We start from the raw sequence: 26,156 nt of genomic DNA on the forward strand, positions 1-26,156 counted from the left end.
GGGTCGCGGCGGTGGCGGTGGGGCTGGGGCTGCGAGGGCGGACCGGAATCAGCCCGTCCGGCGTTTGAGGACAACCGCGCGGAGCGCGGTTCCGGGGGCCCGGGGTGCTCCCCGGGAATCGGCGAAGGGCACCGCCCGCCGCGGGCGCGCCCGGGCGGGGCCCCTCACCCAGGCCCCTCCCCCCGCAGCCGCACCTGCTCCTCCAGCCGCTCCAGGCTCTTGTCCAGCGCCTCCTCCACCACCCCGTCGTCCGGCCGCTGCGACCCCTGGTGGAAGGAGAGGTGCACCGTGACCTGGCACGAGCCGCTGCCGTTGCCCGCGACCTGGAGCCAGCCGCTGTACCGGCCGTCCTCGCGCGTCCCCCACTCCAGCCGCATCTGTTCCTTGCGCGCCCGGACGAGAGCGTCGGCGTCCTCGCCCGTCCGGTCCTCGTGCACGGTGACGGCCGGCGGGTCGTCGGGGTGGACGTGCAGGTCCCGGGGGAGCCAGCTGTCGAGCCGGTTGAGATCGCAGACCTGGTCGAAGACCATCTCGGGCTGCGCGGGAAGGGTACGGGTGCGTTCGAACTCGCTCATGGAGGGCGGGTAACCGGCCCCGCCCCCATCCATGCGGCGGGACGGGCCGGATTCCACCGGTCGGCCAGCGGCGTCCCCCGGACGGCCCGCGCGGCCCGGCTCGGGACACCCCCGCCCCGAACGGCCCGCGCGGCCCGGCTCGACACGCCCCCGTCCCGGACGGCCCGCGCGGCGGCGCGCCCCCGGCCCGAGGAGCTACTCCGCCGCTGCCTCCGCCCGCACCGGCTCCACCAGCACTGTCACGATGCGGTTCCGCCGGCCCGCGGGCGCCTCCGCGATCAGCCGCAGCGCCGTCACCGAGGGGTCGGCGCCGTGCTCCGGGAGCGGTACATCGGCCGTCGCACCCGCGATCGGCACCCGCCCCAGCGCCTTGGCCAGCAGCCCGCCGACCGTCTCGACGTCCTCGTCGTCCAGCTCCTCGATCCCGTACAGCTCGCCGAGATCGCCGATGTCCAGCCGGGCCGTGACCCGGTACCGGCCGTCGCCCAGCTCCTCCACGGGCGGCAGCTCCCGGTCGTACTCGTCGGTGATCTCGCCGACGATCTCCTCCAGGATGTCCTCGATGGTGACGATGCCGGCCGTGCCGCCGTACTCGTCGATGACGACCGCGCAGTGGTTGCGCTGCTGCTGCATCTCGCGCAGCAGGTCGCCCGCGTTCTTGGTGTCGGGGACGAAGACGGCGGGCCTCATGGCCGTCGAGACCGGCTCGGACTCCGCGTCCCGGTTGATGTGCGTCCGCCGGACCAGGTCCTTCAGGTAGACCACGCCGACGACGTCGTCCTCGTTCTCGCCCGTCACCGGTATCCGCGAGAAACCGGAGCGCAGCGCCAGGGTGAGCGCCTGCCGGATGGTCTTGCCGCGCTCGATGACGACGAGGTCGGTGCGCGGCACCATCACCTCGCGGACGAGGGTGTCGCCGAGCTCGAAGACGGAGTGGACCATGCGCCGCTCGTCGTCCTCGATCAGCGACTCCTTCTCGGCCAGGTCGACCATCGCCCGCAGCTCCGCCTCGGAGGCGAAGGGGCCCATGCGGAAGCCGCGGCCCGGGGTGAGGGCGTTGCCGATGAGGATCAGCAGCCGGGGCACCGGGCCCATGACACGGGCCAGCGGCAGCAGGACGTACGCCGCGGCGGTCGCCGTGTTCAGCGGGTGCTGCCGGCCGATGGTGCGCGGCGAGACGCCGACGGCCACGTACGAGACGAGGACCATCACCCCGACGGCGACGGTCAGCGCCTCCCAGGTGGCGTCGAACTCGCGCAGGCACACATACGTCGTGAGCACCCCGGCCGCCATCTCGCAGGCGACCCGCACCAGCAGCGCCACGTTGAGGTAGCGGGTGGGGTCGGAGGCGACGGCCATCAGCTTCGCGCTGCCGCGGCGCCCGGCCCGTACCGCCTCCTCGGCCCGGAACCGGGTGGTCCGGGCGAGGCCGGCCTCCGCGCAGGCGGCGAGCCAGGCGACGACGAGCAGGAGGACCGCCGCGGCGATCAGTTGCCCGGTCACGTGATCGTGGGAGCCGGGGAGGGCCCTTCGATCCCGCGCTCGGCGCGCCAGCCGTCGATGATCGCCGCCTGGAGGCCGAACATCTCGGCCTTCTCGTCGGGTTCCTCGTGGTCGTAGCCGAGGAGGTGGAGCACCCCGTGCACGGTGAGGAGCTGGAGCTCCTCGTCCATCGAGTGCCCGGTGGGGGCCGCCTCGCCCTGCTGCTTGGCGACCTCCGGGCAGAGCACGATGTCACCGAGGAGCCCCTGCGGGGGCTCGTCGTCGTCCTTGGCCGGCGGACGGAGCTCGTCCATCGGGAAGGACATGACATCGGTCGGCCCGGGCAGGTCCATCCACTGGATGTGGAGCTGCTCCATGGCCTCGGTGTCGACGACGATGACCGAGAGCTCTGAGAGCGGGTGGATGCGCATCCGGGCGAGCGCGTACCGGGCGACGTCGAGGATCGCCTTCTCGTCGACCTCGGTGCCGGATTCGTTGTTGACGTCGATCGCCATGGTGCTCAGCTTTTTACTTTCCCTCGCCGCGGTTGTCGTACTTCTCGTACGCGTCCACGATACGGCCGACCAGCTTGTGCCGGACGACGTCGTTGCTGGTGAGACGCGAGAAGTGGACGTCCTCGACGCCCTCCAGGATCTGCTGCACCTGCCGCAGTCCGCTCTTGGTGCCGCCGGGCAGGTCGACCTGGGTGACATCACCCGTGATCACGATCTTGCTGTCGAACCCGAGCCGGGTGAGGAACATCTTCATCTGCTCGGGGCTGGTGTTCTGCGCCTCGTCGAGGATGATGAAGGCGTCATTGAGGGTGTTGTGCGTCAGCAAGTAGTCCTGCGTGACGTACAGCGAATCCTCCGCGGCCACCTGGATGCAGACCGTCTCCTCGCGGCCCGCGGGCTCGATGGAGTCGATGAAACGCATCGGTCGTCCGCCGCCCCCGGCAGCGTGGTACTTGTCGCGCTTCCGGGCGAGACGGAAGGGCTCGATGCCCTCAGGCAGGCGGATGTCGACGACATGCGAGTCGTACCGGTGGGCGGCGAGCCCCGAGCCCTGCCTGCGCCCCTCGGCCGGGCGACGGCGGGTGTACGCGACGCCGCCGAGGGACTGGACGAGCGCGATGACGTCGTCGCGCAGGACGATCGACGCGGTGGAGTACTGGATGCGGCAGGTGCGGTCGCTCTGGGTGACCGGGCCGCCGTCCGAGTCGAGGAGCCCCTGGAGAACCGCCAGACGCACGTCCGCCGCGTTGAACAGGTAGTCGTCCGGGACGAATTTGGTGTGCGAACGAGTGCCGAGCAGCTCCAGCGCGCGGAGCGCCCCGGTAACCGGGTTTTCCAGGGTGACCACGTCCCCAGGGGACTTCACCCGGTTCAGGACGTAGTCCGGACCGCCCCTGTGCCTGACGGCGACCCCGGGGAGTGCGGCTTCCAGCGCGCGGGCGAGTTCCTCGTCCTGCGTCGCGAAGGACGGCGTCGTGGAACCCGTGATGCATCCGTCCCCGAGCAGCAGCCCCAGGGCGTACGGATCCATGGGCACCGGACGTTCGGGGAAGGCCACGGGAGCCGTGAGCAGCGGCAGCTCGTACCGGCGGGCGTGCGCCGCGCGCAGCTTGCCGATCATCTCCTTGGTTTCCAGGACCCGCCACGGCTTGCCCCGCCGCTTGTCGGCGGCGGTCCGCACGGTCCACAGGTGCTCGCCGCAACAGAGGGTCCAGGACCCGTCCTGAGCGGTGACGCGGTAGATGTCCTTCTCGCCCTGCGGGTAGACGCCCAGCACCGGCGTCGGCTCTCCGTTGGATCCGACGACGAGGTCACCGACCTGGAGGTCCCCGATCGGACGCCAACCGTCCGGCGTCAGGACATTGGTGAAGACCGGCTGCGCGCGACCCCGCATATATGCGAGCGGCGCGACCTCGATCGTGCCCGCCGCCATCAGGCGCGGGATCGAGTCCGGGTCGATCATGTCGTGCAGCGCGTCGTAGAGCGGGCGCAGGTACGGGTCGATCTTCTCGTAGAGAGTGCCGGGCAGGAAGCCCAGGCGTTCGCCGGCCTCGACGGCGGGGCGGGTCAGGATGATGCGGTTGACCTGCTTGGACTGGAGGGCCTGGACGGCCTTGGCCATGGCCAGGTAGGTCTTGCCGGTGCCGGCGGGGCCGATGCCGAAGACGACGGTGTGCTTGTCGATCGCGTCCACGTACCGCTTCTGGTTGAGCGTCTTGGGACGGATGGTGCGACCGCGGTTGGAGAGGATGTTCTGGGTGAGCACCTCGGCGGGCGTCTCGGGCTGGGACTCGGCGTCCCGCAGCATGGCGATCGAGCGTTCCACCGCGTCCTCCGTCATCGGCGCACCGGTCCGGAGCACCAGCATCATCTCGTCGAACAAGCGCTGGACGAGGGCCACTTCCCGCTGGTCCCCCGTCGCGCTGACCTCATTGCCCCGTACGTGGATGTCCGTCGACGGGAACGCGTTCTCGATCACGCGCAGGAGGCTGTCGCCGGAGCCCAGAACGGTCACCATGGGGTGCTTGGCGGGGACCGTGAAGCGGGCTTGTGCCTGCGCTCGTATGGGTGTCTGAGTCATGGGCCGGCACTCTGGCCTGCTCATCCCTCTTTCCGTGTGCGTGCGTCCGGCGGCCGGCGCTCCCGCGCCCGTCCGCCCCGTACGGTCAAGGGTACGCCGGTGGCCGGACGGGTCCGAGGGGTTTTGGGCGCCCCCCTCTTCGCGCCCCGTCCCGGAGCGTCAGGCGCCCCGGAAGCCCAGCGTGGGCTGGGCCCGGCGGAGCGGCCAGGGGCGGGCGGCGCCGGGCAGGAGGCCGTCGAGGAAGGCGTAGCGGCGCAGGGTGTCCCCGGACTGGTCGTCGTAGGCGCGGACGTGCTGCCACCAGGCGGCGACCTCCACCCAGCCGGGGGCGGAGAGCGAGCCGCCGAACTCCTGGACGGAGAGGGCCGAGGTCAGGCAGGCGAAGGCGAGGCGGTCGGCGAGCGGCCAGTCGGCGAGGGTGCCGGCGACGAAGCCGGCCACGAAGACGTCGCCGGCGCCGGTGGGGTCGAGGGCCTCGACGACGATGGCGGGGACCTCGGCGGTCTCGCCGGTGCGGCCGTCGGCGGCGTAGGCGCCCTTCTCGCCCATGGTGACGACGGCCAGCGGCACCCGGTCGGCGAGCGCGCGGGCGGCGGCCCGGGGGCACTCGGTGCGGGTGTAGCGCATGGCCTCCTCGGCGTTGGGCAGGAACGCCTCACAGTGCTCCAGGTCGGCGAGGTCGGACGGGTCCCAGCGGCCGGTGTCGTCCCAGCCGACGTCGGCGAAGACGCGGCTGCCGGAGCGGGCGGCGTTGGCGATCCACTCCTCGCGGCGGCCGGGGACGAGCAGGGCGACGGCGGCCTTGGCGGGGACCGGGCACAGGGGGGCGGGCGTCTCGGGGAGCGGCGCCTCGTGGCCGTGCGAGACCATCGTCCGCTCGCCCTCGTAGGCCATGGAGACCGTCACCGGGGAGTGCCAGCCGGGGACCGTCCGGGAGGGGCCGAGGTCGATGCCCTCGCCCCGGGAGAGCGCCTCCCAGCAGTACTCGCCGTACATGTCGTCGCCGAAGGCGGCGGCGAGGGTGGTGCGCAGGCCCAGCCGGGCCAGTGCGGTGGCCATGTTGGCGATGCCGCCGGGGCTGGAGCCCATCCCGCGCGCCCAGGACTCGGTGCCGCGCACGGGGGCGGAGTCGAGGCCGGTGAAGATGATGTCGAGGAAGACGGTGCCGGTCAGGTAGACGTCGAACTCCGGTCCGCCCTCCGCCCGTACGCCCGCGAGGGGGTCGAGGACGGGGGCCGGCCCGCCCGGCCGGCCCAGCGGCGCGACCGGCCCTCTTCCCCGGCGGCGCGCCACGCCCTCCACCGTGGGCGCCGCGGCCCGGCCGGAGGCGGTGGCGCGGCCCTCGGCGGGGTCCTGGGCGCGGCCCGAAGAGATCGTCATGCTCTCGCTGCTCCTCTCAGAGGGTGCGGGTCCGGACAGTGTGCCCGATGCTGCGGTACGTTCCGGCCATGAGGCTGACGATTCTCGGCGGTGGCGGTTTCCGGGTGCCGTTGGTGCACCGGGCCCTTCTTGACGACGCGCGGCGCGACGCGCCCGGGCGTGTGACCGAACTGGTGCTGTTCGACACGGATTCGATGCGGGCGCGGGTGATCAGATCCGTGCTCGGCGCGCAGGCGGAGGGGGTGCCCGGCGCCCCCTCCGTCCGGGTGGCCGACGACCTCGACGACGCCCTGCGCGGCACGGACTTCGTCTTCTCCGCGATCCGCGTGGGCGGGACGGCGGGACGGGTGCGGGACGAGCGGATCGCCCTGGACGAGGGGGTGTTGGGGCAGGAGACGGTCGGCGCCGGCGGTGTGCTGTACGGCCTGCGGACGGTCCCGGTGGCCCTGGACATCGCGCGGCGGGTGGTCGAACTGGCCCCGGACGCGTGGGTCATCAACTTCACCAACCCGGCGGGCATGGTGACGGAGGCGATGTCCGCCGTCCTGGGTGACCGGGTGATCGGCATCTGTGACTCACCCGTGGGGCTGGTGCGCCGCGCGGCGCGGGCGGCGGGTGTGGATCCGGAGCGGGTGGAGTACGACTACGTGGGGCTCAACCACCTCGGCTGGCTGCGGCGGTTGACGCTGGACGGCCGCGACCTGCTGCCCGGCCTGCTGGGCGACGGGGAGGCGCTCGCGTCGTTCGAGGAGGGGAAGCTGTTCGGCGCGGACTGGCTCCGGGCGCTGGAGGCCCTGCCCAACGAGTACCTCCAGTACTACTACTTCCGCCGGGAGACGCTGCGGGCGACGAGCGACGCGGAGCACACGCGGGGCGAGTACCTCGACCGCCAGCAGCGGGACTTCTTCTCCCGCGCGGCCGGCGCGCCCGAGCGGGCGTACGAGCTGTGGGAGCGCGCCCGGCGGGAGCGCGAGGAGACCTACGGTGCGGCGAGCCGGGCGGCGAGCGGGGGCTGGCAGCGGGACTCCTGCGACCTGGAGGGCGGCGGTTACGAGCGGGTGGCGCTGGCGCTGATGCGGGCGGTGGCGCGGGACGAGCGGGTGCGGCTGATCCTCAACGTCCGCAATATGGGGACCGTGCCGGAGATCGACCGCGAGGCGGTCGTCGAGACGGTGTGCGAGGTGGGTGCCAAGGGCGCGCAGCCGCTGCCGTGCGCCCCGCTGCGGGAGGACCAGCTGGGGCTGATGCTCCAGGTGAAGGCGGTGGAGCGGGCGGTGATCGAGGCGGCCGTCAGCCGGGACCGGGGCGCGGCGCTGCGGGCGCTGGCGCTGCACCCGCTGGTGGACTCGCCCGCGGTGGCGGCGCGGATCCTGGAGCGGGCGGGGGCGTGAGGCCGCCGGCGCTCCCCCGGCGGAGCCTTCGGCGACCGTGACCCCTCCGGTATGAGGGTGATCCCCCGGGCACGAGGGTGATCCATCCGACATTGACCGGGTGCGGAGTGGAGCCCTAGCTTCACGCTGCACCCGCTCACATGTTCACCAGGAGTTCACACGTGTCGCCCTCGCTGAAGTCTTCCTCCCGGCGCGTCCGTATGGCCGTGGCCGGAGCCGCCGCCGTGGCCGTCGGCGCCGGCCTGTTCGCGACCGGCGCCGCGACCGCGGACCACTCGGTGCCCCGTTCGGACAAGGAGATCCCGAACCTCACCCTGGTCCAGGACAAGATCAAGGCGTACTACGGCGACACCGTCGACAAGAAGGGCGAGCACTACGCCTCCCCGAAGAGCAGCTACGCCAAGCAGGTCGCCGGGATAGAGAAGAAGGCCAAGGCCTACCTGGAGGGCGTCGTGAAGAACGCCCCGAAGAAGGGCGCGAAGCCGGCCATCGTCCTGGACCTGGACGACACCACGCTGCTGACCTACAACTACGAGCTGAAGCACGGCTTCCACTTCACGCCCGAGTCGCAGGACGCGTACCTGAAGTCGACCGACATGGCCGCCGTCTTCGGCATGCCGAAGCTCGTCAACTGGGCGCAGTCGAAGGGGGTCACGGTCTTCTACGTGACCGGCCGCGGCGAGCACCAGCGCGCGTGGAGCGTGCGCAACCTGAAGAACGTCGGCTACAAGCCGGCCGCCGACCGGGCGCACTTCTTCCTGAAGGACAAGAAGAACCCGCCGTCCTACCTGAAGTGCGGCGCGACCTGCACCACGGTCGAGTACAAGTCCGGCACCCGCAAGCACATCGAGGCCCAGGGCTACCGGATCGTCGCCAACTTCGGCGACCAGTACAGCGACCTGCAGGGTGGTGCCTCGGGCCGCGAGTTCAAGATGCCGAACCCGATGTACTACCTGCCGTAAGGCACCCGCTCGGCCCTACCTGCCGTACGGCACCCGTTCACCGTTCCCGCTTGGGAACGGGGACGCGCGTGAGGTCCCGGGCGACGGTGAGCTCCCCGTCGAAGCCCGCCGCCCGGGCCTGCCGTTCGAACACCTCCGGGTCGGAGTAGCGCTGCGAGAAGTGCGTCAGCACCAAGTGCCGCACCCCGCTCTCCGCCGCCACGCGGGCCGCCTGCCCGGCCGTGAGGTGCCCGTGCTCGACGGCCAGCGCCTGGTCCTCGTCCGTGAACGTGGACTCGATGACGAGCATGTCGCAGCCTTCCGCGAGCGCGTACACCCCGTCGCAGAGCCGGGTGTCCATCACGAACGCGAACCGCTGGCCGCGCCGGGGCTCGCTCACGTCCGCCAGCGTCACCCCGCCGAGGACGCCGTCCCGCTGGAGCCGCCCCACGTCCGGCCCGGTGATCCCGTGCTCGGCCAGCAGCGCGGGCAGCATCCGCCGCCCGTCCGGCTCCGTCAGGCGGTATCCGTAGGACTCGACGGGATGCGAGAGCCGGCGCGCCTCCAGCGTGTACGACGCCGTCTCGGCCAGCACCCGCCCCTTGCCGGACACCGGCTCCTGGGCCAGCTCCACCGTCTCCCGGTAGGCCGTCGCGTAGCGCAGCCGCTCGAAGAAGCGGCGGCCGCTCGCCGGGTAGTGCGCGGTGACCGGATGCGGCACCTGGTCCAGGTTGATCCGCTGGATCACGCCCGCGAGGCCGAGCGAGTGGTCGCCGTGGAAGTGCGTGACACAGATCCGGTTCAGGTCGTGGGCGGCCACCCCGGCCCGCACCATCTGGCGCTGCGTCCCCTCCCCCGGGTCGAAGAGCAGGCCCTCGCCGTCCCAGAGCAGGACGTAGCCGTTGTGGTTGCGGTGCCGGGTGGGCACCTGGCTGGCGGTGCCGAGGATGACGAGTTCGCGTACGGACACGGTGGAGCTCCCGTTGTGCGGTTCTAGCCGGGCGGCCAGTTGAGCCCACGGCCCCCGAGCACGTGCGCGTGCGCGTGGAACACGGTCTGCCCGGCCCCGGCCCCGGTGTTGAGGACGATCCGGTACCCGGACCCGTCCACACTCTCCGCGGCGGCCACCTCGCCCGCCTCCCGCAGTACGTCCGCGGCGATCCCCGGCTCGGCGGCGGCGAGCGACGCCGCGTCCGGGTAGTGCGCCTTGGGAATCACCAGGACGTGCGTGGGCGCCTGGGGGTTGATGTCGCGGAACGCCACGGTCGTCTCGGTCTCGCGCACGAGCGTCGCGGGCACCTCCTTCGCGACGATCTTGCAAAACAGGCAGTCGGCCTGCGGTTCTCCCGCCACCACGCACTCCCTCCGGCTCGTCGGCTGATCGTGATCGGATCGTACCGGTCGGCACCGACAACCACGGGAGCCGCCCGCCGTCAGCCCACGAGGGCGGCGGCCGCCTCCCGCGCCTCCGCGAGCCATGCCTCGCGCTCCGCCGTGGTGGAACCGGTGACCGTCCGGAAGACCTTCCGCCGCACATCGCCGACACCGACGTACGGCAGCACGCACGCGGCCCAGATCCGCTGAAGCGGGTCCCCGAACTCGTCCCGCTCCCGGTCCTCCGGTGTGTCGGACGTGTTGAGCACCAGCGCCCGGCCGGCCCCGAGCAGCCCCTCGGGCTCGCCGTCGGCCTGCTCCAGCTTGTAGGCGACACCGGGCGCGAGCACCCGCTGCACCCATCCGGTCAGCACGGCCGGCGGCATGCCCCACCAGTTCGGATGGACGAACACCAGGCCGTCCGCTCCGGCGAGCTCCTCCCGGTACCGGGCCACGAGCACGTCATCCGCCGCCCCGGCCCCCTCCACCGTGCCCGTCTCCCCGACCCGTACAAGCGGGTCGAACCCCTCCGCGTACAGATCGTGCGAGAACACCTCGCACCCGCGCCCCCGCAACTCGTCCGTCACGGCGGCGAAGAGGGCGTGGTTGAAACTGCCGGGACGAGGGTGGGCGAGGAGCGCGACGACGCGCATCAGATCTTCCTTCCGACGCGCGGCGCTTCCCACACCGCGTGATCATGAGCGAAGTGAACGCGCCGGGGTGCGAAGTCCGCCAACCGGTCGAGCCAGGCGGGGTGGCCCGGCAGGTCCTCGACGCCGCCTTCCTCGGCGGCGCGGCGCGCCAGTTCGTCGGCGGCGTAGTCCGACGCCGTGTCGTACGCCTGCCCGGCGAGGACCACGGCCGTGCCGTCGGAGCGCCGCACCACCAGTGACTGGTGCCCGTCGGTGTGGCCCGGCGTGGGCACCACGTGCACGCCCGGGAACGGCTCGGCCTCGCCGTCGAGTTCCTCGTAGACGGCGCCGGGGAAGTCGACGAGCGCGTCGATGGTGTACCCGCCGCGGCGCGCGGCGGCCAGTTCCGTCCGCTGCACGAGCAGGGGCGCCCCGGGGAAGAGCCGATTGCCGCCGCAATGGTCGAAGTGGAGGTGGCAGTTGACGACGATGTCGATGTCCGCCACCCGGGCCCCCGCGGCCGACAGCGCCTCGCGGAGCCCTCGCCTCCGGGGCCGGTAGTGCGCGTCGGTCTCCGGGCTCCCCGCGCCGATGCCGCTGTCGAAGAGGAGCGTCCCGCGCGGATGCCGGACGAGGTAGGCGATCGCGGGCTCCACGCGCGCCGTCAGCCCGCTTGTCTCGGAGGCGGGCCGGACGAAGTACCCCAGGTCGAGCGGCTGTACGACGGTTTTCCGGCTCACGGAAAGCATCCTGGCAGAGCGGCGCGAGGGATCACAGGGGCTGATGGATCACAAGGACCGGCTGGTCACAGCGCGATGGCCCGGTAGGCCAACGCCGCGTCGACGACCTGCTCGGCGGAGAGCTCGGGACGGTGGTGGTAGATCAGGTCGGTCACGGCGGGATGGGGCACGTTCCGCTCCAATTCCGCGACCAAGGCATCGTGTTCCGCCTCGTCGGCACCCTCGCCGTCCATGACGCGCCGCACCAGCCGGACGAGTTCATCCCGTTCCATATCGTTCGCCTCCTAGCGCGACAGCCCGTCGCCGTCCCGCGTTCCGCCGGGAACGGACGTGAAGCCCACCACCGGCCCGTCATCCGTGTCGCGGACGCGGACGTCGAACTCCCGCGCGGGGAAGGCGGTCCGGAGTCCCGCCGCCCAGCACATCGCCACCGTGTCCGCGACCTCCCGGAGCACGGCGTTCCCGTCCGCCGTGTCGTCCGCGGTGACGTGGTCGCCGATCACGAACCGGTTGAGCGTCGCCTCGACGCGCACGACGTCCCCGCCGAGGTGCCGGAACCATTCCTCGAAGTTGTCCGGCGTGTAGGCGCTTTCCCAGATGACGCAGCCCCGCGCCCGGACGAACTCGGGGCGGAGGACGCGGGAGAACGCGAGCCACTGCCCTGCGGTGGTGTGGTACGTGAGGAAGGCGACGTGGTCGGGGGTTCCGCCCCAGCCGTCGATCCACCGTGCGATCTCGGGGTGGCTCTCCGGCGCGTACCGCCCACCCGTCGCGTCGGCCCGCCCGCCGGGCGTCAGCTCCACCGCCCCGTCCGCCCCAGCAGCAGCGCCGTCGCCGCCGTGCCCGCCGTGGAGGTGCGGAGGACGCTGGGGCCGAGGCGGTACGGGCGGGCGCCCGCGGCCTCGAAGGCGTCCAGCTCCTCGGGGGAGACGCCGCCTTCGGGGCCGACGACGAGGACGATGTCGCCGGACGCCGGGAGGTCGGCGGTGGCCAGCGGGGTGCTGCCCTCCTCGTGGAGGACGGCGGCGAAGGCCGCGTCGGCGAGGAGGGCGCAGACCTGACGCGTCGTCATCAGGTCGGCGACGTCCGGGAAACGGAGCCTGCGGGACTGCTTGCCCGCCTCCCTGGCCGTCGAGCGCCACTTGCCGAGGGACTTCAGACCGCGCTCGCCCTTCCACTGGGTGACGCAGCGCGAGGCCGCCCAGGGGACGACGGCGTCGACACCGGTCTCCGTCATGGTCTCGACGGCGAGTTCGCCGCGGTCGCCCTTGGGGAGGGCCTGGACGACGGTGATCCGCGGCTGGGGCGCCGGTTCGGAGCGGACGGAGGTGACCGCCACGTCGAGGTGGTCCTTGCCGCTCACCGCGGCCACCGTGCCGTGCGCGCCGGTGCCGCGGCCGTCCGTCAGGACGATGTCCTCGCCGACGCGCAGCCGGCGGACGGAGACGGCGTGCCGGCCCTCGGGGCCGTCCAGGGGGAAGACGGTGCCGGGGAAGACGCCGGTGAGGGCGTCCTCCTCGACCAGGAAGACCGGCGCTGTCATGAGTCGCTCCCTCGCGATGGTGCTGTCAAGGACGCGCGGGCCGCGTCGAGTTCGGCGGTCAGGACCTCGACGAGGCGGGCCGCCGGGAGGTCGCGGGCCAGACGGTGGCCCTGGCCCGCCCACAGGTTGACCCCTTGGGGGTCACCCGCCGCGGCGGCGGCCTTGCGGAGACCGGCCGTCAGATAGTGGACCTGGGGGTAGGCGGCGGGCGCGTAGGGGCCGTGCTCCCGGAGGAACCGGTTCACCAGGCCGCGGGCCGGCCGCCCCGAGAAGGCGCGGGTCAGCTCGGTGCCGGTGAACACCGGGTCGGTGAGGGCCCGTTTGTGGAGGTCGCTCGCGCCGGATTCGGGGCAGGCGAGGAAGGCGGTGCCGAGCTGGGCGGCGACCGCGCCGGCGGCCAGCACGGCCGCTATCTGGGCGCCGCGCATCAGCCCGCCCGCGGCGACCAGCGGCAGCGGGACCGCCTCGTGGACCTCGGTGAGCAGGGCGAGCAGGCCGGAACCGGCGCCCGCGCCGTCCGCCTGGGGGTCGTCGTGGTGGGTGCCCTGGTGGCCGCCGGCCTCGACGCCCTGGACGCAGAGCGCGGCGGCGCCCGCCTGCCACGCGGCCCGGGCCTCGTCGACGGAGGTGACGGTCACCGCCGTGACGGTACCGGCCGCGGCGAGGGCCGCGAGGTCCTCGGCGGACGGGCAGCCGAAGGTGAAGGAGACGACCGGGACCGGGTCGTCGAGCAGGATGGCGAGCTTGGCCGTGTACCCGTCGTCGGTGGGGCGGTCCCAGTCGCCCAAGGGGGCGTCGTACCAGGTGGCCTCGCCCGCGAGCTGCTCGGCGTAGACCTCGACGGCCGCGGGGTCCGCGGCGGGCGGCTGCGGCATGAAGAGGTTCACGCCGAAGGGCCGGGACGTACGGGCGCGGAGCTGCTTGATCTCCTCGTACATGGCGGCCGGCGTCTTGTAGCCGGCGGCGAGGAAGCCGAGGCCGCCGGCCTCGGAGACGGCCGCGGCGAGCGGCGGGCAGGAGCCTCCGCCCGCCATCGGGGCCTGGATGATCGGGTACCGGAACAGGCCGGTCAGCACGGTGTCCGCGACGGGTTCCCCAACGGATTCAAAGGCCATGACCACATCGTGTCACGCCCCCGCGAGCGCACCGAACCGAGCCCGGGGCCCGGCGTACCGGCCCTGGAAGCGGCACCGGACCGACCCTGGGAGCGGCATCGGGCCGGACCCGCGAGCGGCACCGGGCCGAACCCGGGCTCCCCCGGATCCGGCCGCTCCGCCACCGGCGGCCTACCGCCCGTTGAAAGCGTCCTTCAGCCGGGAGAACAGCCCCTGCTGGCCCGGCTTGAACTCGCCCATCGGCCGCTCCTCGCCCCGCAGCTTGGCGAGCTGCCGGAGCAGCTCCTCCTGCTGGGCGTCGAGCTTGCCGGGCGTCGTCACCTCGACGTGCACGACGAGGTCGCCGCGCCCGCCGCCGCGCAGGTGCGTGACGCCGCGCTGGTGCAGCGGGATGGCCTGGCCGGACTGGGTGCCGGGCCGGATGTCGATCTCCTCCAGGCCGTCCAGCGTCTCCAGCGGCACCTTGGTGCCCAGCGCCGCCGCGGTCATCGGGATGGTGACCGTGCAGTGCAGGTCGTCGCCGCGCCGCTGGAAGACGGGGTGCTGCTTCTCGTGGATCTCGACGTAGAGGTCGCCGGCGGGGCCGCCGCCGGGGCCGACCTCGCCCTCGCCCGCGAGCTGGATGCGGGTGCCGTTGTCGACACCGGCGGGGATCTTGACCGTCAGCGTCCGGCGGGACCGGACACGGCCGTCGCCGGCGCACTCGGGGCACGGGGTCGGCACGACCGTGCCGAAGCCCTGGCACTGCGGGCACGGGCGGGAGGTCATGACCTGGCCCAGGAACGAGCGGGTGACCTGCGAGACCTCACCGCGGCCGCGGCACATGTCACAGGTCTGCGCGGAGGTGCCGGGGGCGGCGCCCTCGCCGCTGCACGTGGTGCAGACGACGGCCGTGTCGACCTGGATCTCCTTGGTCGTGCCGAACGTCGCCTCTTCGAGGTCGACCTCCAGCCGGATCATGGCGTCCTGGCCGCGGCGGGTGCGCGAGCGCGGACCGCGCTGCGACGCCTGGCCGAAGAAGGCGTCCATGATGTCGGAGAAGTTGCCGAAGCCGGCGCCGAAGCCACCGGCGCCACCGCCACCGCCCGAAGACGAGAGCGGGTCGCCGCCGAGGTCGTAGACCTGCTTCTTCTGCGGGTCCGAGAGCACCTCGTAAGCGGCGTTGATCTCCTTGAACCGCTCCTGCGTCTTGGGGTCCGGGTTGACGTCCGGGTGCAGCTCGCGGGCGAGGCGGCGGAAGGCCTTCTTGATCTCGTCCTGCGAGGCATCGCGCCGTACGCCCAGGACCGCGTAGTAGTCCGTGGCCACTTACGACTCCGCCAGGATCTGTCCGACGTAACGTGCCACTGCGCGTACCGCTCCCATCGTTCCGGGGTAATCCATGCGGGTCGGTCCGACCACGCCGAGTTTGGCGACGGCTTCGTCGCCCGAACCGTAGCCGACGGCGACGACCGATGTGGAGTTCAGCCCCTCGTGGGCGTTCTCGTGACCGATGCGGACCGTCATGCCGGAATCCGTGGCCTCGCCGAGCAGCTTGAGGAGGACGACCTGCTCCTCCAACGCCTCCAGCACGGGCCGGATCGTCAGCGGGAAGTCGTGCCCGAAACGGGTGAGGTTGGCGGTGCCGCCGATCATCAGCCGTTCCTCGGTCTCCTCGACCAGGGTCTCCAGCAGAACGGCCAGCACCGTCGAAACGGTTCCTCGGTCGTCCTGCTCGAAGGATTCGGGGAGGTCCTGCACCAGCTGCGGCACATCCGTGAACCGGCGGCCCACGACGCGGCTGTTGAGCCGCGCCCGCAGATCCGCCAGCGCGACCTCGCCGACCGGCGCCGGGCAGTCGACCATCCGCTGCTCGACCCGTCCGGTGTCCGTGATCAGCACCAGCATCACCCGCGCGGGGGCGAGCGGCAGCAGCTCCACGTGCCGGACGGTCGACCGGGTCAGCGACGGGTACTGCACGACCGCCACCTGACGGGTCAGCTGGGCGAGCAGCCGCACCGTGCGGGCCACCACGTCGTCCAGGTCGACCGCGCCGTCCAGGAAGTTCTGGATGGCGCGCCGCTCGGCGGCGGACAGCGGCTTGACGCCCGCCAGCCGGTCGACGAAGAGGCGGTAGCCCTTGTCGGTCGGGATCCGGCCGGCGCTGGTGTGGGGCTGGGCGATGAAGCCCTCCTCCTCCAGCACCGCCATGTCGTTGCGCACCGTCGCCGGGGACACGCCGAGGTGGTGACGCTCGGTGAGGGCCTTGGAGCCGACGGGCTCCTCGGTGCCCACGTAGTCCTGGACGATGGCACGCAAGACCTTGAGCCTGCGTTCGCTCAGCATCCGCGCACACCTCCAGTCCAGCGGGTCCAGCCGTCTCGCGGGGTTCACCCGGGGTCTTACCCGGGTCTCGTGCCTGGCACTCAAAGGTCACGAGTGCCAAACCCCACACGTCAGTGTACGGCGGCCCACCACGACCACGGCAAGGCAGTCGCGCTCCGTGCCCGCACCGCGTGCGCCTCCGGACGGGTCACCGTACCGCGCGGAGGTTAGGTTCCCTCCATGACGAACCACGGTGGGGACCACCAGGAGCAGCACACGGGGGCGCGCTGGGAGCGGCTCGCGCCGGGGGTGGTCCGCCGCAGGCTGCCGGGGTGGGACGCGACGACCGGGGCCGTCGCCGGGGAGGCGGGCGTACTCGTGGTGGACACGGGGGCGACCCTCGCCGAGGGCGCGGAGATCGAGCGCGAGGTGCGCGAGCTCTTCGGCCTGCCCGTGACGCACATCGCACTCACCCATGGCCACTTCGATCACGTCTTCGGCACCGCCGCGTTCGCGGGCGCGGCGGTGTACGGCCCGGCGGGGCTCGCGGAGGAGCTGGCCTCGGGAGCCGGGGAGCTGCGGGAGGACGCGGTCCGGTACGGGATGGACGCGCGGGACGCCGCTGAGGCCGCGGCCCGGCTGGTGGCCCCGGTCCACGGGGTGGCCGACGGGCTGGACCTCGCCCTGGGCGGCGGCCGGCAAGTCCGGCTCGTCGCGCTCGGCGCCGCCCACAGCCGGTACGACCTGGCGGTCCTGGTGCCGGGCGACGGCGGGGCGCCGGACGTCGTCTTCTGCGGCGACCTGGTCGAGGAGTCGGGCGAACCACAGGCGGGCCCGGACGCCACCCCCGCCGCCTGGCCGGCGGCGCTGGACCGGCTGCTGGCCCTCGGCGGGCCGGACGCGGTGTACGTGCCGGGGCACGGCGCGGCGGTCGACGCCCGGTTTGTCCGTGAGCAACGCAACGCGCTGGCACGGCGCTTCGGCGTGTCGTAGGCCGAAAGAGCGGGTTTTTCCTATGGTCTGCGCGTGCGCAGCAGACAGTACGACCCCGATCTGACCCCTCCGTGGAAGCGGAGCGTCCCCGTCCCGGAGGTACCGGCCGAGCCGGACCTGGTGGTGGAGGAGGTCACGACCGGCTTCTGCGGAGCGGTGGTCCGCTGTGAGAAGACCGCGCAGGGGCCGACAGTGACGCTGGAGGACCGCTTCGGCAAGCACCGCGTGTTCCCGCTGGAACCGCGCGGCTTCCTGCTGGAGGGCCGCGTCGTCACCCTGGTCCGCCCGACCGCGCCGTCGCGCGCGCCGCGGGGCCCGGCCCGTACCGCCTCCGGCTCGATCGCCGTCCCCGGCGCCCGCGCCCGCGTCGCCCGCGCGGGTCGCATCTACGTCGAGGGCCGGCACGACGCGGAGCTCGTGGAACGCGTCTGGGGCGACGACCTGCGCATCGAGGGCGTGGTGGTCGAGTACCTGGAGGGCGTCGACGACCTCCCGTCGATCGTCCGCGACTTCGGCCCCGGACCGGACGCGCGGCTGGGCGTCCTGGTGGACCACCTGGTGCCGGGGTCGAAGGAGTCCCGGATCGCGGCGGAGGTCACGGGCGAGCACGTGCTCGTCGTCGGGCATCCGTACGTGGACGTGTGGGAGGCGGTGAAGCCCTCGTCCGTCGGCATTCCGGCATGGCCGCGGGTGCCGCGCGGGCAGGACTGGAAGACGGGGGTGTGCGCGGCGCTGGGCTGGCCGGCGAACACGGGGGCCGCGTGGCAGCGGATCCTGGCGGGGGTGCGGTCCTACAAGGATCTGGAGCCGGAGCTGCTGGGACGGGTGGAGGAGCTGATCGACTTTGTGACGGCGGGGAGTTAGCGGGGGGTGCCGGGGAGGGTGCGGAAGTCGGACGTGTCCAGGGTGACGTCCATCAGGTCGAGCGGTACGGGCTCGCCGAACTTGCTGGTGCGTTCCGTCCGGTAGTCGGCCTTCTCGCCGGTGCCGAAGGGCTCCGTCAAGAGCACGCATTTGGCGGCGAAGGGATCGATGATCAGGTAGGCGGGGACGCGGCCGGCCGCGTACATCGAGCGCTTTTGGTGGTAGTCACGGAGGGCGCTGGTCTTGGAGACGACCTCCACGATCAGAGTGGCGGCCGCGGCGGGGACCAGCCGTCCGGGGCCCTCGAATGCGCCCTGTTCCATCACCAGCAGGTCCGGCTGCGGTTCGCTGTCCTCGCCGGGGATGGCGATGTCCTGGGTCGTCTTCCGCTGCCACCGGTCGCCGGGAACCTGGTCCCGGACGAGTTCGACGATGTCGTTGTGCACCCAGTCGGGCCCCGCCATCATCACGATGTCCCCCCGCAACAACTCGATCTTGTACCCCTCGAAGACCTCGGGGTGCTCGTCAATGAGCGCGATCAGTCGTTCGTCCACAGCCATCATCTCCGTGGTCCTCCGCATCGCCGCCCCTGGTTACGGCGACAGCCTAGGGAGAGGCTAGGCGCAGGCCGGGGGAATACGCGTCGGTTCACCCGATCAGGTAATCAGTCCACCAGATCCCGCACCACCGCGTCGGCGAGCAGCCGCCCCCGCAGCGTCAGCACCGCGCGCCCCGCCTCGTACGGCTCCCGCTGGAGCAGCCCGTCGGCCAGGGCCTTCTCCGCAGCCGCGAGCCCCGCCGGCTTCAGCAGCGACAGCGGGCACCCGTCCACCAGGCGCAGTTCGAGCAGGATCCGCTCCACGCGGCGATCCTCGTCGCCGAGAACCTCCCGGCCGGCGCCCGGGGAGCGGCCCTCGGCCAAGGCCTGCGCGTAGGCGCCGGGGTGTTTGACGTTCCACCACCGCACGCCCCCTACGTGCGAGTGCGCCCCCGGGCCCGCGCCCCACCAGTCGGCGCCGCGCCAGTAGAGCTCGTTGTGACGGCAGCGGCCGGCCTCGGTGGTGGCCCAGTTGGAGACCTCGTACCAGGAGAAGCCCGCCGCCGATAGCCGCTCCTCGGCGATCAGGTAGCGGTCGGCGTGGACGTCGTCGTCGGTCATCGGGACCTCGCCGCGGCGGATGCGGCGGGCCAGCTGGGTGCCCTCCTCGACGATCAGGGCGTAGGCCGAGACGTGGTCGGGGCCGGCGGCGATGGCGGCGTCCAGCGAGGCGCGCCAGTCGTCGTCGCTCTCGCCGGGGGTGCCGTAGATCAGGTCGAGGTTGACGTGGTCGAAGCCGGCGGCGCGGGCCTCGGCGACGCAGGCCTCGGGGCGGCCGGGGGTGTGCGTGCGATCGAGGACCTTCAGGACGTGCTGCCGGGCGCTCTGCATACCGAAGGAGACCCGGTTGAAGCCGGCGGCGCGCAGCTCCGCCAGGTAGCGGGGGTCGACGGACTCCGGGTTGGCCTCCGTGGTGACCTCGGCGCCGGGGGCGAGCCCGAACTCGTCGCGGATGGCGGCGAGCATCCGGCCCAGGTCGGCGGCGGGCAGCAGGGTGGGCGTACCGCCGCCGACGAAGACCGTCTCGACCGGGCGCGGGTCGTCGCCGAGCACCTTGCGCGCCAGCCGGATCTCCTCGGCGACGGTGTCGGCGTAGTTGTCGCGGGAGGCCAGGGCGCCGCCGGAGCCGCGCAGCTCGCTCGCGGTGTAGGTGTTGAAGTCGCAGTAGCCGCAGCGGGTGGCGCAGTACGGGACGTGCAGGTAGAACCCGAGGGGCCGCTGCCCGGCGTCCGCGAGGGCGTGGCGGGGCAGTGCCCCGTCCTCGGGCATGGGCTCACCATCGGGCAGTACGGAAGGCATGGGTCCATTGTCCGGCATGGCCGCCGGACGCCGGACCGGCCGGACGCCGCGCGGGATGCCGGGCCGGCCGCGGACGCCCGGAAGCGGGCGGTCCGGAGGCCGCGCGGGCGCCGCGCCCGAGCCGCCCGGCTCCCGGCAGCCGCCCGCGCGTCCGGTTCGGCACCCGCGCCGGATCAGCGCTCGCGCGTGCCCTCGTACATCTCCTCGATCAGATCCTTGTACGCCCGCTCCACGACGGGCCGCTTCAGCTTGAGGCTGGGGGTGAGCTCCCCGTGCTCCACGTCCAGATCGCGCGGCAGCAGCCGGAACTTCTTGATCGTCTGCCACCGCTGGAGGCCCTCGTTGAGCCGCCGGACGTACTCCCCGACCATCTCCTCGGTCTGGGGCGCCGCGACCACCTCGGCGTACGTCCTGCCGCCGAGGCCGTGGCCGGCCGCCCACTTCATCAGGGAGGGCTCGTCCAGGGCGATGAGGGCGGTGCAGTAGTTCCGGTCGGCGCCGTGGACCAGGATGTTGGAGACGAACGGGCAGATGCCCTTGAAACGGCCCTCGATCTCGGCGGGGGCCACGTACTTGCCGCCCGAGGTCTTGATCAGGTCCTTCTTGCGGTCGGTGATCCGCAGGAAGCCGTCAGGCGACAGCTCGCCGATGTCGCCGGTGTGGAACCAGCCGTCGGGTTCGAGGACTTCCGCCGTGCGCTCGGGCAGGCCGTGGTAGCCCTCCATGATCCCGGGGCTCCGCAGCAGGACCTCGCCGTCGTCCGCTATCCGGACCTCGGTGCCGGGCAGCGGCTTGCCGACGGTGCCGGTGCGGTAGGCCTCGCCGGGGTTGACGAAGTTGGCGGCGCTGGTCTCGGTGAGGCCGTAGCCCTCCAGGATGTGGATGCCGGCGCCGGAGAAGAAGAGGCCGATGTCGGGGGCGAGGGCGGAGGCGCCGGAGATGCAGGCGCGCAGCCGGCCGCCGAACGCCTCACGGATCTTGGCGTAGACGAGGACGTCGGCGGCCTTGTGGCGGGCGGCGAGGGCGAAGGGGACGGAGCGGCTGCCGGTACGCCGGTAGTTGTCCTGTGAGGTTCTGGCGTACTCGCGGGCCACCTCGGCCGCCCACTGGAAGATCTTGTATTTGGCCCCGCCGCCCTCCCGGGCCTTGGCCACGACGCCGTTGTAGACCTTCTCGAAGACGCGGGGCACGGCCGCCATATAGGTCGGCCGGACGACCGGCAGATTCTCGATGATCTTGTCCGGTCGGCCGTCGACCGCGGTGACGTGACCGATGCCGATGTGCCCGGCCGTGAGGACCTTGCCGAAGACGTGGGCGAGCGGGAGCCAGAGGTACTGGACGTCGTCGGGCCGGACCAGGCCGGTGGCCTCGATGGCGCGGGCCATGTACGACCAGCTGTCCTGGCGCAGACGGACGCCCTTGGGGCGGCCGGTGGTGCCGGAGGTGTAGATGAGGGTGGCGAGCTGCTCGGAGCGGATCGCGGCGACCCGGTCGCGGACCAGGTCCGGCGTCTCCTTCAGCCGGGCCGCGCCGCGCCGTTCCAGCTCGGCGAGGGAGAGCACCCAGCCGTCCGGGTCGTCCTCGGCGGCCACCGCGTCCGCCTCGTCGATCACCACGACGTGGGTCAGGCCGGGGAGTTCCCCGCGCTGGGCCCGGGCCTTGGCCAGCTGGGCGGCGTCCTCCGCGATGAGCACCTTGCTCTCGGAGTCGGCGAGCATGAACGCCGACTCCTCGGCGTTGGTGCTGGGGTAGAGGGGGGTGGTGGCGGCGCCGGAACAGAGGATGCCCAGGTCGGCGAGGATCCACTCGACGCGGGTGTTGGAGGCGAGGGCGACGCGCTCCTCGGGGGCGACGCCGAGGTCGATCAGTCCGGCGGAGATCGCGAAGACCCGCTCGGCGGCCTGCTTCCAGGTGAGCGAGGCCCAGGCGGACGGGCCGTGGCCGGAGGGGGGCGCCACGGGATGCCGGTAAGCCTCGGCGTCGGGGGTGGCGGCGACGCGTTCGAGGAAGAGCGTCGCCACGGAGGGCGGCCGGTTCTCGAGCAAAGTCCTGGTGTCGGTCACGGCATCCTCCGGGGCCCGCCTCGTTGCTGGGTGACTCGCGAGTAACCTTGAAGCAATGATCAGACTAGAGGTGCCGGGGCCGTCATGTAAGAGGCCCGGAAAGGCTTGTTGAAGCTGTGACCGAAACTGATCGATGCCCTTTACACGTACCGCATGGGATGTCCGCCGAGACGGCGGGAACGACCCCCGGGACCACGAAAACGCCCGCTCCCCCCAAGGGGAGCGGGCGTCCGTGCTTCACGCACGCGCGGCGGGGCGGACCGGCTACTTCTTGCCCTTCTCGCCACCGCTGTCGTCCGTGGAGAGCACCGCGATGAAGGCTTCCTGCGGAACTTCCACGTTGCCGACCATCTTCATGCGCTTCTTGCCCTCCTTCTGCTTCTCCAGGAGCTTCCGCTTACGGGAGATGTCACCGCCGTAGCACTTCGCGAGAACGTCCTTGCGAATGGCGCGGACGGTCTCACGGGCGATGACGCGGGAGCCGATCGCGGCCTGGATCGGCACCTCGAAGTTCTGCCGCGGGATGAGCTCGCGGAGCTTGGCGACCAGCCGGACGCCGTAGGCGTACGCCTTGTCCTTGTGGGTGATCGCGGAGAAGGCGTCGACCTTGTCGCCGTGCAGCAGGATGTCGACCTTGACCAGGTCGGAGATCTGCTCGCCGGTGGGCTCGTAGTCCAGCGACGCGTAGCCGCGGGTCTTGGACTTGAGCTGGTCGAAGAAGTCGAAGACGACCTCGGCCAGGGGCAGCGTGTAGCGGATCTCGACGCGGTCCTCGGAGAGGTAGTCCATGCCCAGCAGGACACCGCGGCGGGTCTGGCAGAGCTCCATGATCGCGCCGATGAACTCGCTCGGCGCCAGGATGGTGGCCCGGACGACCGGCTCGTGCACCTCGGAGATCTTGCCGGTGGGGAACTCGCTCGGGTTGGTGACCTCGTGCTCGGTCCCGTCCTCCATGAGGACGTTGTAGACCACGTTCGGCGCGGTGGCGATCAGGTCGAGACCGAACTCGCGCTCCAGGCGCTCACGGATGACCTCCAGGTGCAGCAGCCCCAGGAAGCCGACGCGGAAGCCGAAGCCCAGCGCGGCGGACGTCTCCGGCTCGTAGACCAGCGCGGCGTCGTTGAGCTGGAGCTTGTCGAGCGCCTCGCGCAGCTCCGGGTAGTCCGAGCCGTCCAGCGGGTAGAGGCCGGAGAAGACCATCGGCTTGGGGTCCTTGTACCCGCCCAGCGCCTCGGTGGCCCCGTTCTGGTACTGGGTGATGGTGTCGCCGACCTTCGACTGGCGGACGTCCTTCACACCGGTGATCAGATAGCCCACCTCGCCGACGGACAGACCGTCCGCGGGGAGCATCTCCGGGGAGTTGGTGCCGATCTCCAGCAGCTCGTGCGCGGCGCCGGTCGACATCATCCGGATCCGCTCGCGCTTGCGCAGCGTGCCGTCGACGACCTTCACATAGGTCACGACGCCCCGGTAGGCGTCGTACACCGAGTCGAAGATCATCGCGCGGGCCGGGGCGTCCTTGACGCCGACCGGGGCCGGGACGTCGCGGACGACGCGGTCCAGCAGCTCCGGGACGCCGACGCCGGTCTTCGCGGAGACCTTGAGCACGTCGGACGGGTCGCAGCCGACGAGGTTGGCCAGCTCGGCGGCGAACTTCTCGGGCTGCGCGGCCGGCAGGTCGATCTTGTTGAGGACCGGGATGATCGTGAGGTCGTTCTCCATCGCCAGGTAGAGGTTGGCGAGGGTCTGGGCCTCGATGCCCTGGGCGGCGTCCACCAGGAGGATGCAGCCCTCGCACGCGGCGAGGGAGCGGGAGACCTCGTAGGTGAAGTCGACGTGCCCCGGGGTGTCGATCATGTTGAGGATGTGCGTGGCGCTCGCGTCCTTCGCATCGGACCCGGCCTCCGTGGGCGCCCAGGGGAGCCGGACCGCCTGCGACTTGATCGTGATGCCGCGCTCGCGCTCGATGTCCATCCGGTCGAGGTACTGCGCACGCATCTGCCGCGAGTCGACCACGCCGGTCAGCTGAAGCATCCGGTCGGCGAGCGTCGACTTGCCGTGGTCGATGTGCGCGATGATGCAGAAGTTACGGATCAGAGCCGGGTCGGTACGGCTCGGCTCGGGCACGTTGGTAGGGGTCGCGGGCACGCAGGATCCATTCGGTGACTTCGGCGTTTGCACGCCAGTCTCGGCGGGAGTCGGGTATACGACTCCCCCATGGTCCCATGAGCGGCGGCCGCCGTCCGGTTTGGGAGGCCCTGCTTCCTGCTGGTAACCTGGTCCACTGTGCTTCGCGCGCCCTCTCACGCGCGGACACACTCTGGAAATCCAACGAACCTGAAAAGGCTCTTTCGTGGCGAACATCAAGTCCCAGATCAAGCGGAACAAGACCAACGAGAAGGCGCGCCTGCGCAACAAGGCCGTCAAGTCTCAGGTCAAGACCTTCGTCCGTGCCGCCCGCGAGGCCCTGGCCGCCGGCGACGTCGAGAAGGCCACCGCCGCGGTCGCCCTGGCCGGCAAGAAGCTGGACAAGGCCGCCAGCAAGGGTGTCATCCACAAGAACGCCGCCGCCAACAAGAAGTCGGCGCTGGCCAAGCAGGCTGCCTCCCTCAAGGGCTGAAGCTTGTCCGGGGCGTGAGCCCCGGTCCTCGCCGGTATCGGAACCAGCGGCCCCTCTACCGCTCCGGTCCGGCACCCCGCCGCACGCGGCCGTTCGCCACGCGGGTGCGGCATGAGCCTCACGGCTCGCGGAACGAAACCGAGGCCCCGGCCCGTCCTTCCCCAGGACGGACCGGGGCCTTCGGCATGTGCGGGCCACGCCGGGGCGGGGACGACACGGCTCTGCCGAACGGCTCCGGGTGGCCCAGTCGGCTCTGGCGGCTTGGGTGGGCCGGGTGGTGGGCCGGGTGGCCCGGGTGGTGGGCCGGTGGCCCGGGTGGTGGCCCCGGGCGGCCGTCCGTCGTGCCGACCGATCGGCCCGCGCGCCGGACACGGTCCGGAGCCGACGGCCGATCCGCAGGACGGTCGGCAGCCGGCGTCGGTCCGGCTCCGGCAGGCGCCGGAGGTGGGGAGGTGGCCGGAGGCGAGTTTCCGAGCAGCAGACCCGCCTCCCCCCCTCTCGCCGGAACGCAACGGCCTCCGGCCTCCGGCCGACGGCCGGTGCGCTCAGGAGCGGCTGCGGGCTGCCCGGGCCACCGCGACCACGGCCTTCTCCAGGGCGTACTCCGGATCGTCGCCGCCGCCCTTCACCCCGGCGTCCGCCTCGGCGACGGCGCGCAGGGCGGCCGCGACGCCGTCCGCCGACCAGCCGCGCATCTGCTGCCGCACCCGGTCGATCTTCCACGGCGGCATGCCGAGCTCACGAGCCAGATCACCCGGGCGGGGGCCGCGCGGCGCCGAGGCGAGCTTGCCGATCGAGCGCACCCCCTGGGCGAGCGCGCTGGTGATCAGCACCGGGGCGACACCGGTGGCCATCGCCCAACGCAACGCTTCCAGCGCTTCGGCGGCCCGGCCCTCCACGGCCCGGTCGGCGACCGTGAAGCTGGACGCCTCGGCACGGCCCGTGTAGTAACGGGCGACGACCGCCTCGTCGATGGTGCCCTCGACGTCGGCGACGAGCTGCGCGCAGGCGCTGGCCAGCTCGCGCAGGTCGCTGCCGATGGCGTCGACGAGCGCCTGGCAGGCCTCCGGCGTCACGGACCGGCGTGTGGTCCGGAACTCCGAGCGGACGAATGCCAGCCGGTCGGCCGGCTTGGTCATCTTGGGGCAGGCGACCTCCCGGGCGCCCGCCTTCCGGGCGGCGTCGAGCAGCCCCTTGCCCTTCGCGCCGCCGGCGTGCAGTAGGACGAGGGTGATCTCCTCGGCGGGGGCGCTCAGGTAGCCCTTGACGTCCTTGATCGTGTCCGCGGAGAGGTCCTGGGCGTTGCGCACGACCACGACCTTGCGCTCCGCGAACAGCGACGGGCTGGTCAGCTCGGCGAGGGTGCCGGGCTGGAGCGCGTCCGGTGCGAGGTCACGGACGTCGGTGTCCGCGTCGGCGGCGCGGGCCGCCGCCACCACCTCCTGCACGGCACGGTCGAGGAGGAGCTCTTCCTGCCCCACGGCGAGCGTGACGGGGGCGAGCGGATCGTCGTTCGCGGCTTTGCCCGCGGTGTTCCTGGCCATCGCGTCCAGCATCCCACGCGGGTCGGACACTCCCCTCCGGGGTGGCGCGGGGCATGACGCACAATGAGCGGGTGAGCAGCGTTCCCCCTTCCCCCGCCGACCC

General features: G+C 72.3%; 25 protein-coding genes. 5 read left to right on the forward strand and 20 right to left on the reverse strand.

The features are described 5' to 3' along the window. Positions 1-164 precede the first annotated feature (164 nt). The 5 genes from ACSNOK_RS11340 to ACSNOK_RS11360 form a co-directional block, all read right to left on the reverse strand. Positions 165-575, reverse strand: coding sequence for an SRPBCC family protein (locus tag ACSNOK_RS11340; RefSeq protein ID WP_436780498.1), 411 nt, complete (start codon positions 573-575; stop codon positions 165-167). Positions 576-770: 195 nt separating this feature from the next. Next, positions 771-2,078 carry a hemolysin family protein gene (locus tag ACSNOK_RS11345; protein WP_436780499.1) on the reverse strand — a complete coding sequence of 436 codons (1,308 nt, stop codon included), beginning with the start codon at positions 2,076-2,078 and terminating at the stop codon, positions 771-773. Continuing rightward, positions 2,075-2,572: an rRNA maturation RNase YbeY gene (gene ybeY, locus ACSNOK_RS11350; protein WP_436780500.1), complete on the reverse strand. Its 498-nt coding sequence runs from the start codon at positions 2,570-2,572 to the stop codon at positions 2,075-2,077. The genes ACSNOK_RS11345 and ybeY overlap by 4 nt, the downstream gene beginning before the upstream one ends. 13 nt (positions 2,573-2,585) lie before the next feature. Further along, positions 2,586-4,652 (reverse strand): PhoH family protein, encoded by a 2,067-nt coding sequence (locus ACSNOK_RS11355; RefSeq protein WP_436780501.1) that lies wholly within the window; start codon positions 4,650-4,652, stop codon positions 2,586-2,588. Positions 4,653-4,811: 159 nt separating this feature from the next. Continuing rightward, a complete protein-coding gene (locus ACSNOK_RS11360; protein WP_436780502.1) occupies positions 4,812-6,032 on the reverse strand; it encodes a PfkB family carbohydrate kinase in 1,221 nt (406 codons plus the stop codon). A gap of 68 nt (positions 6,033-6,100) precedes the next feature. On the opposite strand from ACSNOK_RS11360, the gene ACSNOK_RS11365 reads away from it, so the two are divergent. Both ACSNOK_RS11365 and ACSNOK_RS11370 read left to right on the forward strand, forming a co-directional pair. Continuing rightward, a complete protein-coding gene (locus tag ACSNOK_RS11365) occupies positions 6,101-7,423 on the forward strand; it encodes a 6-phospho-beta-glucosidase (protein ID WP_436780503.1) in 1,323 nt (440 codons plus the stop codon). A 140-nt stretch (positions 7,424-7,563) separates the two neighbouring features. Further along, positions 7,564-8,385: an HAD family acid phosphatase gene (locus ACSNOK_RS11370; protein WP_436780504.1), complete on the forward strand. Its 822-nt coding sequence runs from the start codon at positions 7,564-7,566 to the stop codon at positions 8,383-8,385. Positions 8,386-8,422: 37 nt separating this feature from the next. On the opposite strand, the gene ACSNOK_RS11375 is transcribed toward ACSNOK_RS11370, so the two are convergent. From ACSNOK_RS11375 to hrcA, 10 genes are all read right to left on the reverse strand, one after another. Continuing rightward, the gene (locus ACSNOK_RS11375) at positions 8,423-9,334 is read right to left on the reverse strand and encodes a ribonuclease Z (RefSeq protein WP_436780505.1); all 912 of its coding nucleotides are present in this window, start codon (positions 9,332-9,334) and stop codon (positions 8,423-8,425) included. A 23-nt stretch (positions 9,335-9,357) separates the two neighbouring features. Beyond that, complete coding sequence (locus ACSNOK_RS11380) at positions 9,358-9,717, reverse strand: histidine triad nucleotide-binding protein (RefSeq protein WP_436780506.1); 360 nt, start codon at positions 9,715-9,717, stop codon at positions 9,358-9,360. An 80-nt stretch (positions 9,718-9,797) separates the two neighbouring features. Then, positions 9,798-10,391, reverse strand: coding sequence for an NAD(P)H-dependent oxidoreductase (locus ACSNOK_RS11385; RefSeq protein ID WP_436780507.1), 594 nt, complete (start codon positions 10,389-10,391; stop codon positions 9,798-9,800). Then, positions 10,391-11,110, reverse strand: coding sequence for an N-acyl homoserine lactonase family protein (locus tag ACSNOK_RS11390; protein WP_436780508.1), 720 nt, complete (start codon positions 11,108-11,110; stop codon positions 10,391-10,393). The genes ACSNOK_RS11385 and ACSNOK_RS11390 overlap by 1 nt, the downstream gene beginning before the upstream one ends. Before the next feature lie 65 nt (positions 11,111-11,175). After that, a complete protein-coding gene (locus ACSNOK_RS11395; protein WP_436780509.1) occupies positions 11,176-11,382 on the reverse strand; it encodes a bacteriocin immunity protein in 207 nt (68 codons plus the stop codon). A 12-nt stretch (positions 11,383-11,394) separates the two neighbouring features. After that, positions 11,395-11,913 carry a hypothetical protein gene (locus tag ACSNOK_RS11400; protein WP_436780510.1) on the reverse strand — a complete coding sequence of 173 codons (519 nt, stop codon included), beginning with the start codon at positions 11,911-11,913 and terminating at the stop codon, positions 11,395-11,397. Then, the gene (locus ACSNOK_RS11405) at positions 11,904-12,653 is read right to left on the reverse strand and encodes a 16S rRNA (uracil(1498)-N(3))-methyltransferase (protein ID WP_436780511.1); all 750 of its coding nucleotides are present in this window, start codon (positions 12,651-12,653) and stop codon (positions 11,904-11,906) included. The genes ACSNOK_RS11400 and ACSNOK_RS11405 overlap by 10 nt, the downstream gene beginning before the upstream one ends. Continuing rightward, positions 12,650-13,687 carry a nitronate monooxygenase gene (locus tag ACSNOK_RS11410; protein WP_436780520.1) on the reverse strand — a complete coding sequence of 346 codons (1,038 nt, stop codon included), beginning with the start codon at positions 13,685-13,687 and terminating at the stop codon, positions 12,650-12,652. Before ACSNOK_RS11410 ends, ACSNOK_RS11405 begins: the two co-directional genes overlap by 4 nt. Before the next feature lie 252 nt (positions 13,688-13,939). After that, positions 13,940-15,076: a molecular chaperone DnaJ gene (gene dnaJ / locus ACSNOK_RS11415; RefSeq protein WP_436780512.1), complete on the reverse strand. Its 1,137-nt coding sequence runs from the start codon at positions 15,074-15,076 to the stop codon at positions 13,940-13,942. Beyond that, entirely contained in the window at positions 15,077-16,093 is a 1,017-nt protein-coding gene (hrcA, locus tag ACSNOK_RS11420) for a heat-inducible transcriptional repressor HrcA (protein WP_436780521.1), read from the reverse strand. It lies immediately after the preceding gene. 219 nt (positions 16,094-16,312) lie between these two features. On the opposite strand from hrcA, the gene ACSNOK_RS11425 reads away from it, so the two are divergent. Together ACSNOK_RS11425 and ACSNOK_RS11430 are read left to right on the forward strand one after the other, a co-directional pair. Then, the gene (locus tag ACSNOK_RS11425) at positions 16,313-17,065 is read left to right on the forward strand and encodes an MBL fold metallo-hydrolase (protein ID WP_436780513.1); all 753 of its coding nucleotides are present in this window, start codon (positions 16,313-16,315) and stop codon (positions 17,063-17,065) included. A 33-nt stretch (positions 17,066-17,098) separates the two neighbouring features. Beyond that, positions 17,099-17,929 carry a DUF3097 domain-containing protein gene (locus tag ACSNOK_RS11430; protein ID WP_436780514.1) on the forward strand — a complete coding sequence of 277 codons (831 nt, stop codon included), beginning with the start codon at positions 17,099-17,101 and terminating at the stop codon, positions 17,927-17,929. Here the strand turns inward: ACSNOK_RS11430 and ACSNOK_RS11435 are convergent. The 4 genes from ACSNOK_RS11435 to lepA form a co-directional block, all read right to left on the reverse strand. Then, entirely contained in the window at positions 17,926-18,492 is a 567-nt protein-coding gene (locus ACSNOK_RS11435; RefSeq protein ID WP_436780522.1) for a Uma2 family endonuclease, read from the reverse strand. The genes ACSNOK_RS11430 and ACSNOK_RS11435 overlap by 4 nt on opposite strands. Positions 18,493-18,593: 101 nt before the next feature. After that, positions 18,594-19,826 carry a radical SAM family heme chaperone HemW gene (gene hemW, locus ACSNOK_RS11440; protein ID WP_436780515.1) on the reverse strand — a complete coding sequence of 411 codons (1,233 nt, stop codon included), beginning with the start codon at positions 19,824-19,826 and terminating at the stop codon, positions 18,594-18,596. A gap of 173 nt (positions 19,827-19,999) precedes the next feature. Then, positions 20,000-21,889 (reverse strand): AMP-dependent synthetase/ligase, encoded by a 1,890-nt coding sequence (locus ACSNOK_RS11445; RefSeq protein ID WP_436780516.1) that lies wholly within the window; start codon positions 21,887-21,889, stop codon positions 20,000-20,002. Between the two features lie 264 nt (positions 21,890-22,153). After that, the gene (lepA, locus tag ACSNOK_RS11450; protein ID WP_436780517.1) at positions 22,154-24,037 is read right to left on the reverse strand and encodes a translation elongation factor 4; all 1,884 of its coding nucleotides are present in this window, start codon (positions 24,035-24,037) and stop codon (positions 22,154-22,156) included. 205 nt (positions 24,038-24,242) lie between these two features. Between lepA and rpsT the strand changes: the two genes are divergently transcribed. Beyond that, positions 24,243-24,509: a 30S ribosomal protein S20 gene (rpsT, locus tag ACSNOK_RS11455; RefSeq protein WP_436780518.1), complete on the forward strand. Its 267-nt coding sequence runs from the start codon at positions 24,243-24,245 to the stop codon at positions 24,507-24,509. Between the two features lie 545 nt (positions 24,510-25,054). Here the strand turns inward: rpsT and holA are convergent. Next, on the reverse strand, positions 25,055-26,053 hold the full coding sequence (gene holA / locus ACSNOK_RS11460; protein ID WP_436780519.1) for a DNA polymerase III subunit delta: 999 nt from the start codon (positions 26,051-26,053) through the stop codon (positions 25,055-25,057). Positions 26,054-26,156 lie beyond the last annotated feature (103 nt).

This window comes from Streptomyces sp. URMC 126 (assembly GCF_051386555.1).
Lineage (GTDB): Bacteria > Actinomycetota > Actinomycetes > Streptomycetales > Streptomycetaceae > Streptomyces.

Excerpts from the sequence above, each read along its gene's own strand:
- ACSNOK_RS11360 (WP_436780502.1), bottom strand. The coding sequence starts at position 6,032 with ATGACGATCTCTTCGGGCCGCGCCCAGGACCCCGCCGAGGGCCGCGCC.
- ACSNOK_RS11425 (WP_436780513.1), top strand. The coding sequence starts at position 16,313 with ATGACGAACCACGGTGGGGACCACCAGGAGCAGCACACGGGGGCGCGC.
- ACSNOK_RS11370 (WP_436780504.1), top strand. The coding sequence starts at position 7,564 with ATGTTCACCAGGAGTTCACACGTGTCGCCCTCGCTGAAGTCTTCCTCC.
- ACSNOK_RS11395 (WP_436780509.1), bottom strand. The coding sequence starts at position 11,382 with ATGGAACGGGATGAACTCGTCCGGCTGGTGCGGCGCGTCATGGACGGC.
- holA (WP_436780519.1), bottom strand. The coding sequence starts at position 26,053 with ATGGCCAGGAACACCGCGGGCAAAGCCGCGAACGACGATCCGCTCGCC.
- ACSNOK_RS11410 (WP_436780520.1), bottom strand. The coding sequence starts at position 13,687 with ATGGCGGGCGGAGGCTCCTGCCCGCCGCTCGCCGCGGCCGTCTCCGAG.
- ACSNOK_RS11340 (WP_436780498.1), bottom strand. The coding sequence starts at position 575 with ATGAGCGAGTTCGAACGCACCCGTACCCTTCCCGCGCAGCCCGAGATG.
- ACSNOK_RS11355 (WP_436780501.1), bottom strand. The coding sequence starts at position 4,652 with ATGACTCAGACACCCATACGAGCGCAGGCACAAGCCCGCTTCACGGTC.
- ACSNOK_RS11435 (WP_436780522.1), bottom strand. The coding sequence starts at position 18,492 with ATGATGGCTGTGGACGAACGACTGATCGCGCTCATTGACGAGCACCCC.
- hemW (WP_436780515.1), bottom strand. The coding sequence starts at position 19,826 with ATGCCTTCCGTACTGCCCGATGGTGAGCCCATGCCCGAGGACGGGGCA.
- ACSNOK_RS11405 (WP_436780511.1), bottom strand. The coding sequence starts at position 12,653 with ATGACAGCGCCGGTCTTCCTGGTCGAGGAGGACGCCCTCACCGGCGTC.
- ACSNOK_RS11385 (WP_436780507.1), bottom strand. The coding sequence starts at position 10,391 with ATGCGCGTCGTCGCGCTCCTCGCCCACCCTCGTCCCGGCAGTTTCAAC.
- ybeY (WP_436780500.1), bottom strand. The coding sequence starts at position 2,572 with ATGGCGATCGACGTCAACAACGAATCCGGCACCGAGGTCGACGAGAAG.
- ACSNOK_RS11365 (WP_436780503.1), top strand. The coding sequence starts at position 6,101 with ATGAGGCTGACGATTCTCGGCGGTGGCGGTTTCCGGGTGCCGTTGGTG.
- hrcA (WP_436780521.1), bottom strand. The coding sequence starts at position 16,093 with ATGCTGAGCGAACGCAGGCTCAAGGTCTTGCGTGCCATCGTCCAGGAC.